Here is a 1,900-nt window from a genome sequence, read left to right on the forward strand (position 1 = left end):
ATAAAAATTYWGRAAATATAGTGCAATCATCTAAAACCCAACCCAATCCAAAGCAGATAAAAGAATAAAGTATCAATACAATCCATCCGCCATTCTTTGCGTATTTGCTTAATCCAAGCCCACATCTTTTCAATGGGATTTAAGTCTGGACTATAAGGGGGTAACCAAACTATCTCATGCCCATGCTCTTCAATGATTGCTTGAATATCACAGCGTTTATGAAAAGCGGCATTGTCCATGACAATTACACTGTTTTTAGGTAACTCAGGTAACAGTGCTTCTCTCACCCAATGAGAGAAAATATCGCTGTTAATAGAACCATTATATAAGCGTAAGGCAAACAATTCTCCATTGATAATGGCTCCAATCGCATTGCTCTGGTTCTTTAAATGCCAGTTATCACTTCCATGACAAACTTGTCCTTTTGTGCTGTAGCCATAAGGTCTATGAGCAAAGGCTTTATAGTAATTTAAAATAGAAACAAGACTAAAAATAGCGGAAACTAACAAAATGGCATACACAATTGAAATCCGACAAAAAGCAATGGCGTACTGGGACAAATGCAAAGACATTGACCAAGTAATACAAGCCTATGGCATATCATGCTCAGCACTATACAGCTGGAAAAAACTCCAAAGAGATACAGGTGAACTTAGCGCCCAATCTCAAGGCACAAAACCAAGAAAAATAGACCGTGAACAACTTAAAACCTATGTAGAACAACACAATGATGCCTATTTATTTGAAATAGCAGAACACTTTGCCTGTACACCACAAGGCATATTTTATGCACTAAAATCAATCGGTATGACACTTAAAAAAAGACCACGACCTACAAAGAACAAGACCCAATCAAAGTAGAAAACGATCTAACCAAGCTTGCAACCTTCAATGACCATCAAAGGGTTTATATTGATGAAACGGGTATAGATACCTACTTACATCGACCCTTTGCAAGGTCATCCAAAGAGAAAACTGTTAAAAGCACCATTAGTGGCAAAAAATATAAACGGATATCCGTTGTTGCAGGTCAAATTGGCAATAAACTCATTGCCCCAATGACTTACGAAAATACCATGACAAGTGCCTTTTTTGAAAAATGGTTTGAAGAACACTTATTACCATCATTGAGTGTTAAATCATTGATTATTATAGATAATGCTCGATTTCATCGCATGAAGGTTCTAAAAGCGTTAGCCGAAAAATTTGGTCATGTTGTTTTGCCTTTATCACCTTATTCGCCAGAGTTAAATCTAATCGAAAAGCAGTGGGGCAATCTTAAAAAGTATTTACGTAAAGTTTTATCTAATTTTGATGTCTTTTAGGATGCTCTTTTGTCCTATTCTGGATTTAATTGACTATAAAACCACATTCATCAAGATAGACTATCGGTTTGTCTTGAGCGGTCTTATCCACTATTTGTTCTTGAAAGTGCTCTCTTTTCTCTGTGTCGGCTTTTGGATGTTGGTTAATCTTTTTTTATGCGTTATCTTTAGTCGCTTTAGAGCATAACAAATCGCTGATTGCGAGCAATTAAAACGTCTAGCGCTTTCCCATTGGTAATCATCGGGATACTGCTCAATATCCTTAAGCAAGGCTTCATCATCAATCTTTGAGGGCTTACGCTCAGTAAAGATGGGGATTTTTAATCCAGCTATAGACGGTGAATTTGCTGATCTTGTAGCGCTTTGCAACAGCGTGCCAAGTTTCTCCATTAGCAATATCGTTAAGAATTTTCTGTCGGAATTGGCTGCAGTAGGTCATAGGATATGCTCAGTTTATTTTTGATAATTCTACTACAAGTTGTTCTTTATATCTGCTTTGGATAGATTGGATTATAAGTGATTTTACTATACTTCGTTGCCCACAATAATATGACTCCCATCAACAACCCACATCT

General features: G+C 36.8%; 4 protein-coding genes. 1 reads left to right on the forward strand and 3 read right to left on the reverse strand.

Translation table 11 applies throughout. The annotated features are described in order from the left end of the window. Positions 1-26: 26 nt before the first annotated feature. Complete coding sequence (locus A5N85_RS14025; protein WP_211268262.1) at positions 27-521, reverse strand: transposase; 495 nt, start codon at positions 519-521, stop codon at positions 27-29. On the opposite strand from A5N85_RS14025, the gene A5N85_RS14870 reads away from it, so the two are divergent. Continuing rightward, positions 511-1,325 (forward strand): IS630 family transposase gene (locus tag A5N85_RS14870; RefSeq protein WP_143143347.1). Its coding sequence is split into 2 segments (ribosomal slippage): positions 511-826 and positions 826-1,325, totalling 816 coding nucleotides; the frame shifts between segments, so codons are not numbered across the junction. The two genes, A5N85_RS14025 and A5N85_RS14870, sit on opposite strands and share 11 nt — an antisense overlap. 90 nt (positions 1,326-1,415) lie before the next feature. Here A5N85_RS14870 and A5N85_RS14040 read toward each other — a convergent pair. Both A5N85_RS14040 and A5N85_RS18050 read right to left on the reverse strand, forming a co-directional pair. Further along, a complete protein-coding gene (locus tag A5N85_RS14040; protein WP_084601826.1) occupies positions 1,416-1,658 on the reverse strand; it encodes an IS630 transposase-related protein in 243 nt (80 codons plus the stop codon). After that, positions 1,627-1,764: a helix-turn-helix domain-containing protein gene (locus A5N85_RS18050; RefSeq protein WP_072577393.1), complete on the reverse strand. Its 138-nt coding sequence runs from the start codon at positions 1,762-1,764 to the stop codon at positions 1,627-1,629. Before A5N85_RS18050 ends, A5N85_RS14040 begins: the two co-directional genes overlap by 32 nt. Positions 1,765-1,900 lie beyond the last annotated feature (136 nt).

The organism is Suttonella ornithocola (assembly GCF_001889065.1).
Classification (GTDB): Bacteria; Pseudomonadota; Gammaproteobacteria; order Cardiobacteriales; family Cardiobacteriaceae; genus Suttonella_A; species Suttonella_A ornithocola.